The 6,756-nt window shown below is 67.6% G+C and carries 6 protein-coding genes and 1 pseudogene; 1 reads left to right on the plus strand and 6 read right to left on the minus strand.

Annotated features, from left to right (window positions below; genetic code table 11):
• A pseudogene (locus Q7A36_RS37470) lies at positions 1-218 on the plus strand (IS5/IS1182 family transposase); the annotation flags it as partial.
• An 18-nt stretch (positions 219-236) separates the two neighbouring features.
• Here Q7A36_RS37470 and Q7A36_RS37475 read toward each other — a convergent pair.
• From Q7A36_RS37475 to Q7A36_RS37500, 6 genes are all read right to left on the minus strand, one after another.
• Complete coding sequence (locus Q7A36_RS37475; protein WP_305108895.1) at positions 237-674, minus strand: hypothetical protein; 438 nt, start codon at positions 672-674, stop codon at positions 237-239.
• 155 nt (positions 675-829) lie between these two features.
• Entirely contained in the window at positions 830-1,132 is a 303-nt protein-coding gene (locus tag Q7A36_RS37480; RefSeq protein WP_305108896.1) for a hypothetical protein, read from the minus strand.
• A gap of 559 nt (positions 1,133-1,691) precedes the next feature.
• On the minus strand, positions 1,692-1,877 hold the full coding sequence (locus Q7A36_RS37485; protein WP_305108897.1) for a hypothetical protein: 186 nt from the start codon (positions 1,875-1,877) through the stop codon (positions 1,692-1,694).
• 17 nt (positions 1,878-1,894) lie between these two features.
• Entirely contained in the window at positions 1,895-4,177 is a 2,283-nt protein-coding gene (locus Q7A36_RS37490) for a 2OG-Fe(II) oxygenase (RefSeq protein ID WP_305108898.1), read from the minus strand.
• A 393-nt stretch (positions 4,178-4,570) separates the two neighbouring features.
• Entirely contained in the window at positions 4,571-6,172 is a 1,602-nt protein-coding gene (locus Q7A36_RS37495; protein ID WP_305108899.1) for a Na+/H+ antiporter, read from the minus strand.
• Between the two features lie 116 nt (positions 6,173-6,288).
• A complete protein-coding gene (locus Q7A36_RS37500; protein ID WP_305108900.1) occupies positions 6,289-6,543 on the minus strand; it encodes a site-specific integrase in 255 nt (84 codons plus the stop codon).
• Positions 6,544-6,756: the final 213 nt, after the last annotated feature.

Genomic DNA, 6,756 nt, shown 5'->3' on the forward strand with positions numbered 1-6,756 from the left:
GATGTATTGCCGAGCGCGGCCGCATGGGCTGGCAGCGAGCCTCGGGCTACAACGATCGTGCCTTGATCGAGGCTGATATCTCGCGCTGGAAGCGCGTCATCGGTGACGGGCTCCGATCGCAAACAGACGAGCGTCAGGCCACCGAGGTCGCCATCGCTGCCAATGTGCTGAACCGTATACTTGAACTCGGATGTCCGAAGTATGTCCGCGTCGCATAACCCCGAATGCGGGTAGGGCTACGTGCGTCCACACCGCTGATCCGTGCACCACACTGGGCGGCAGCGAGACCCGGGCCAGGGAGGCGCTGGGCGACGGTGGTTCAGGAAGAACCGCAGCAGGTCGAGGTATGCGCCGCCGAGATGCCGGCGCAAGGTGAAGTAGGTCCGCAGGCGCGAGTTGAGGTTCTCCACGAGGGAGCTGCTGCGCGGTGTGCTGGCCATGGCGCGGTGCACGGCGTCGAACAGGGCGTGGAACTTGCCTCCCGTCCGCGCCCGCAGCCCGCTCCACCCCTGCCAGTACGCGGGTGAGGTGGTGGGCAGGCGACGCAGCATGCAGGCCTCACGCACGAGAGGCTCGGGGACGGCGTAGGTGCGCGCGATAGAGGCCAACTCGGCATCGAGTAGGCCGGCGAAGGCGAGCAGGTGGTTGCGCTGGTTCTGTAGGGCGACACGCATTGGGACTGAATCTGGAGCACGCCACCGTGGCATGGAGTGCCGCCTCAGGCCGCCTGCTGTCCGGCACGCAAGCCCGGCCCGGCATCGGCGATGGTGTAGTCGGGCCGCAGCCCTCGAGGATAGCTCCATGAGTGGGAGTCCGAAGCAGGATCCGATTATGCCTCCGGGTAAGACGGGAAGCCCATCGGCGCCGGCCGCCCCTCACTTGTCTGGGCGACGACCTCGGCGGTCATCGCTGCCATGATGTATTGCGGCAGCTCCAAGGTCGGCCGGCACGTGCCGTCTGGCCCGCGGTGCACGGGCGGCATCAGCACCGGACCGCAGCGGGTGCGGAGTAGACGGAACCCGTCGATAATGAATGGTAAGCCTGCAACCTCGAGGGCGACCCGCGCCAGCCCAGCAAGCTGGGACCCTTCGTCCGCTGGCTCGAACCCTAGCACCACGAAGCTGACCGCCATCGCCTCGCTCCCGCCGTCCGCTTTCGCTGCCTTCGCCCAAACCGCTTGCCCGTGTGTTATCGGTCCGCCCAGAGCCAACGGGATGGCGAGCAGGCGAAGTGCCTTTCCTGAAATCAGGAAAGCAAGAGGCCGCCTCCCTTACCCACTGAGCTGGCATGCCGAGCGTCATGCTAGCCGGGCGCCGGAACTCGCCAACCATGCCGGACCGCTATTCGGACTGGCTACCGCTACCGACCGGGCGCGATCGCGTCGCCACTCAGCTCTCAGGGTGCATTCCGCGTCTCCGCATAGGAGCCGAGCGGCTTAGGGCAAAGTCGATGTGTGTCATGTGACGCGCGATAACGGGCGAGTGTGGCGCGTATGGCTTGACGGCACCTGATGCTCAGCCTGACGGCGCGAACAACATCAAGGACGATAATGCCGAGAACAGAGAGGAACGCCAGACCAATCAGCGAGGCGAGATAGACGGAGAAGCTCATCGGCTACGCTTTCACGGATGCGGAACGAGACATTTTGGGAAAACTTCCTTCCGCGGAGCTTAACTGCTCGCCGGTGGCGGCTATGATCCGCCGGTCTCCTTGCCGAGGCGGTGACGCACCTGCTGGCGGCAGCCGCGCCGATCGCCGCCGAAGAATGAGCGCGGCACGAACTCGCGCGTCTGGCTGATGCGCCCTGCGTGCCAGGGCGAGAGGTCTTCCGGCAAGCCCTTCGGGCGCCCCTGCCGCGCGCTGACCTGGGTGCGCACGCGCAGCTCAGGGACCCTCACCCCGCGAAATGCGCAAGATCCTCGAGATCCTGCCGGCGCTGCGTGGCGCGGCGCTCATAGCTCGCCTGGTTCTTGGCGCAGACCAGGCTGTAGGGCCGGCCCCGCCGATCGGTCGCCGTATCCAGGTCCGCTCCGGCTTGGCGAATGCTGTCCTCGACATGGCTCCGTTCGGCTTCAGCGGCTTTCAGGACCCAGCTCCGCTGCGCTGGGTCAGCGAGGAACCGCGAGAGATCGGCGCAGGCCCGGCAGCGGCAGGGGAGCGCCGACTCGCGGCGCCAGTCGGCTGGTGGCTCCAGTGGCTCCGCGACCCTTGTGCGGAGATGGGCAACACAGGCCATGCGCAGCCGCTCAGCGGCGGTGCCAGTCTGGAGACTACCGTGGATAACCATCCGGCGCGCAGCGGGCACGAGAACGGTGTCAGCACCGTATAGGCGCGGCGAGGCCAGCATCAGATCCACCGCGCGCTCTGCCAGGGATGGCTTGATCGTCATGAGGGCAGTGACGAGATCGGCAACAGCGGCCGGCCCTACGCGAGCTTCAGGTCGCCGTGGCTCATCCGGAGCAGAACGGGTATGGCCGCCGGGCAGTGCTTCGGTGAGCCGCACAGCCGCGCCCGAGAGCGCAGCTGCGCTCTGATCCTGTTCCCAAGCCGTCGCTATGCGAGCCAGCAGGTCAGCGCACGCCGCAAAGGCGGAGACAGCGGTTCCGGTCACAATGCGCTCGACCAGGGCGGCAGCCTGTCGCTGCGGCAGGCCACGTAGCGCAGCGAGGATCGCGGTGTTGTCGGCCTTCCGGTAGTTGCCCCCGGCGGTGACTTCGGTGAGGAGGCGGGCGATCAGCCCGGCATCTCCCAGGCGCGTCAGCAGATCGAGCATACGTGCGGTATCGCCAGGCGTGTCGTCCGATCGGGAGAACCGGTCGCGTGACGGCCATCGCGCGATCATGTGCCCGGCCAGGTCCTCGGCCTCGCGCCGCAGCCGTGATTGTTGATCGCGGCCGGCCGCGGCCCAGCGTTCGACCAGGTTGCCGAGGTAGGGAAGCGTCACCTGCAACCCGGCCTGACTCAGGACGGCGAAGATCCGCTCACTCGGCCAGAGCACCAGGGCCGCCCGCCGGTAAGTGCGCTCAAAGGAGGCGCCCTCGTTGCCGGTTGCCTCGTGGAAATGCTCCTCATCCGGCGTGAGGGCATCACAGGCATTGAGCGGAACGAACTCCCCGGCCTCGACCGGGATTTCGCCGAGGGCGGGCACATCGCCGTCGCGTCGGCGCCAGTCCGAGAGGGTCATGCTGCGGTCGAAGACCTCGCCCGCTTCAAACTCATCCTCCTCGCCCCAACGCCGCCGGCGCCGATAGGTCTCAGCATACTCGGCCGCACCGCTCTCCTCAACCGTTAGCAGCGCCAGGTAAAGTTCACAGCCTGCATCGCGCGCCGCCGTGTCGAGGACAGTCGCCACCGCGGCATCGGCGCCCTTCAGCGCGGCGAAGCCGAGCTCAGCCGGCGTATAGGCATGCTCGAGAGGGTAGACCAGCTTCTCGGGTGTGTTGTCCTCGGCGCTGCGCTTGCCGTCGCACCAGCGCCGCAGCAGCGCGGCGGCGCTGGCCTGCTCGGCAGTGTAGTCGGGCGGCTGTGGCGGGCGGCCGCGAGCCTGGCGCAACAGGTTGTAGACCAGGGTCAGCCGGTACCCCTCGGTGACCGGCAGGACCTCGTGGACGCAATCGGCATAGAAGGCGGCGAAGGCCACCTCGGCGGGGTCCTCGGGTCGCAGGCTGAGGCGGACCTCTCGCCCGCGGTGCCGCACGACCAGGTCGCCGCCCGCCGCGTCAGCGGGCAGGCCTAGCACCAAGGTGGCGAACATGCCGGGCGCTTTCTCGGTGTCGCGGTGGCCGACGAAGAAGCCGCCCGGCTCGTAGAGCAGCAGCTTGTAGAACTCGGCCGAGACAGGACCATCCACGCCCAGCCCTGCGGCGGCACGACGGACTATGTCCTCGATCAGGCGCGGCCAGTGCCGGCCGCCGATCTGGACCTGGTCGGGGCCGAGCTGGCGGCAGTGCCGAACGCTTGGGTCGACCAGTGTCTCCGTGCCACGGCCATAGGGGGCTGGATCGGCCGCCGCAGCGAGCGCAATGGCCTGGGCCGGCAGGAGCGGCAGTGCGACGATGCCGACCCCGTCCACTTCCAATCGCGGAGACAGTAACTCAGCCGTGCCCGCGGCGAAGAAGTCGCCGGGTCGGCGGACGGTTGCGAGCAGCGCGGCGAGATCGTCAGCGGACCATGTCATGAGTTCGAGGATGCCACGAGTGCGGGGGAAAAGCGCCCCACGACGACCGGAGACGCGGCTAGCTCAGCGAACCCATTCGGCGCCACCGACCAGAGTGGGCGCGCTCGTCCCGCCGCACCATTCAACGGGGTCAGCGACGGAACAGCGCCGGGCAGGTCCCGGGTCGGCTGCCGCAGGCGATGCCGAGATTGGCACCCTGCCCTTCCTGGTCGCCCTTGCAGCGCGGCAGCAGCAACCGCAGGCCCTCGTGGCCAGGGCCGCAGCCTGCCGTGCCGGGCTGCCGAGGGCGGACAGGCTGGATATGCCGGGATTCCAGCATCTTGCCGCGATTGGGGCAATCTCTGCTCACTTCTGATAATCCAACCATTAGTGCACTCAATCTCCCCTAGAGCCTCATCCTTCGCCGCGCATTCGCTCCGCCGAAAGCTCCTGCAGGTCGAGGTCGTGCTCCAGTGCGTGCAGCACCTCGTCGTGGATCTGGCCGAAGCGGTGCAGCCGGAGCACCTCCGCTCGCCCGGCAGCCACTGCGGCCAGTACCACCTCGAAGTGAGCGTCGCGTTCACCCTTCAGTATCTCGGCGTCCTGGCTGAAGCGCTGCGCCGCACGGGCACGATAGCCATACTCTTCCAGCAGTCGCGGGTGGTGGACCTGACCGTCGGTGCCGCGCGCCAGCGTCTCCACGGTCTCAAGTTGAACTGCCGCAACGCGCGAAGCCGCTTCGGCCCGTGTCAGCAACCGCTCCTCAGGACCCTTCGTAGCGTCGAGCCGCAACAGTCGGATCAATGCTCCCAGTGTCGTCCCTTGCACCAGCACCGTCATCAGGATCACGGCGAACGCGGACACCAGGATCAGGTCGCGTCCGGGCATTTCCTCTGGCACCGAGAGGGCCACCGCCAATGTCACCACGCCGCGCATCCCCGCCCAACCCATGACCGCCGAGGCCGCGAGGCTCGATGGTCTGGCACCGTCACCCCTGAACCTGTCGTGCAATGCCGCCAGACGATCGGCACCGAGGATCCAGGCGAAGCGCGTCAGGACCACCGCACTCACCACGGTCAGCACGGGACCTCCGAGCGCCTGTACCACATCGCCGGCACCCCCAAGACGCTCAATTACACCACGCAACGACAACCCAATGAGTATGAACACGAACGCTTCCAGCAGGTACACCATCACCTGCCAAACCGCGGTGCCCGTGTGTCTCCCCTTCGCTCCAAACACTTCGTGCTGGTACCAGCCCAGCAATAGCCCGGACACGACAGTCGCAATCACGCCCGAGGCGTGGATCCGCTCGGCGCCGATGTACGCCGCCCAAGGCATCAGCAGCGTGGTGGTGATGCCGATCTCCAACTCGCGCAGCCGCTTCAGGAGCCGCACTGCCCAGATACACAGTAACCCTACCACCCCGCCCACGATGATGCCGCCCAGCGCCAGCACCGCAAAGCTCGCCGCTGCGTCCACCAGGCTGAACGTGCCCGTCAGTGCCGCTGCCACGGCGAAGCGGAACAGCACGATGCCTGCTGCGTCGTTCAAGAGGCTCTCGCCTTCCAGCAGCACCATTGTCTGTCGTGGTAGCCGCACATGCTCCAGCACCGCCTTGGCGGCCACGGCGTCCGGAGGCGACACCACGGCACCCAGTGCGAAGCAAGCCGCCCAGGGCAGCTCCGGCGCCGCCCAGTGCACCGCGACCCCGACCAGCAGTGTCGTAAACGCCACCGCGCCGATAGCGAGACCGAGAATGCCCGAGAGGTTGCGCCGGAAGTCGCGCCAGACCGTGAAGTACGCGCTGGCCGTCAACAGCGGGGGCAGGAACAGCACCAGCACCAGCTCTGGGTCCAGGGTCAGCACCGGCATGCCGGGAACGAAGGCCAGCGCTCCTCCACCGAGGATCAAGGCCACAGCCGGTGGTAGACGGAGCCACCGCGCCGCGAGGCCCAGGCATGCCACGGCGACCAGCAAAACCAGCACCAACTCGAATTGCGCCACCGGGCTCATACCGTGCCCTCCATCGTCGGGCCGGGATCCGGCCCAGATCCAGGCCAGCGACCTTGTTTGAGACGCTTTTCCGAGTCCAGGCTGCCTCGCTTGCCCGCACTTTGCAGGATGTACGGCTAGAGCCCGACGATCCCTGCCGGGCTTTCGCCGACGAGCTTCGCTCGCCGGACATAGCCGCGCATGGTGCGGATGTCGCGGTGGCGGGAGTGCTCCATGATGGCCTCGTCGCGCGCGCCGGCCTTGTAGGCTTCCGTGATGAAGCCAGCCCGCAGCCCGTGCAGCGAAAGCCGCTCGAGGCCGGTGGCCTTGATGCCGGCCAGCGTTAGCCGCCGCGCCAGGATCTTCGGGGGAGTGTCAAAAACCTGGGGCAAGCCGCTTGCCGGGCCCCGGCTGGTCGACTTGGCTGGGGCCGGACCACAAGGGCGGGCCTGATGCAGTGGACGGTGCGGCTGGAGGCAAAGACGGACCAGGGCAAGGTGGAGACGACCGAGCTGGTCACGTTCAGCCGGCCGGTGGCGGAGTGCTCGCTCGCGTATCTCGGCCTCGCGCTGGCCGAGGCGAAGGCGCTCCTTGCCAAGCTGCAA

Origin of the sequence: Paracraurococcus lichenis (genome assembly GCF_030657435.1) — a bacterium.
In the GTDB taxonomy this organism is placed as follows: domain Bacteria; phylum Pseudomonadota; class Alphaproteobacteria; order Acetobacterales; family Acetobacteraceae; genus Paracraurococcus; species Paracraurococcus lichenis.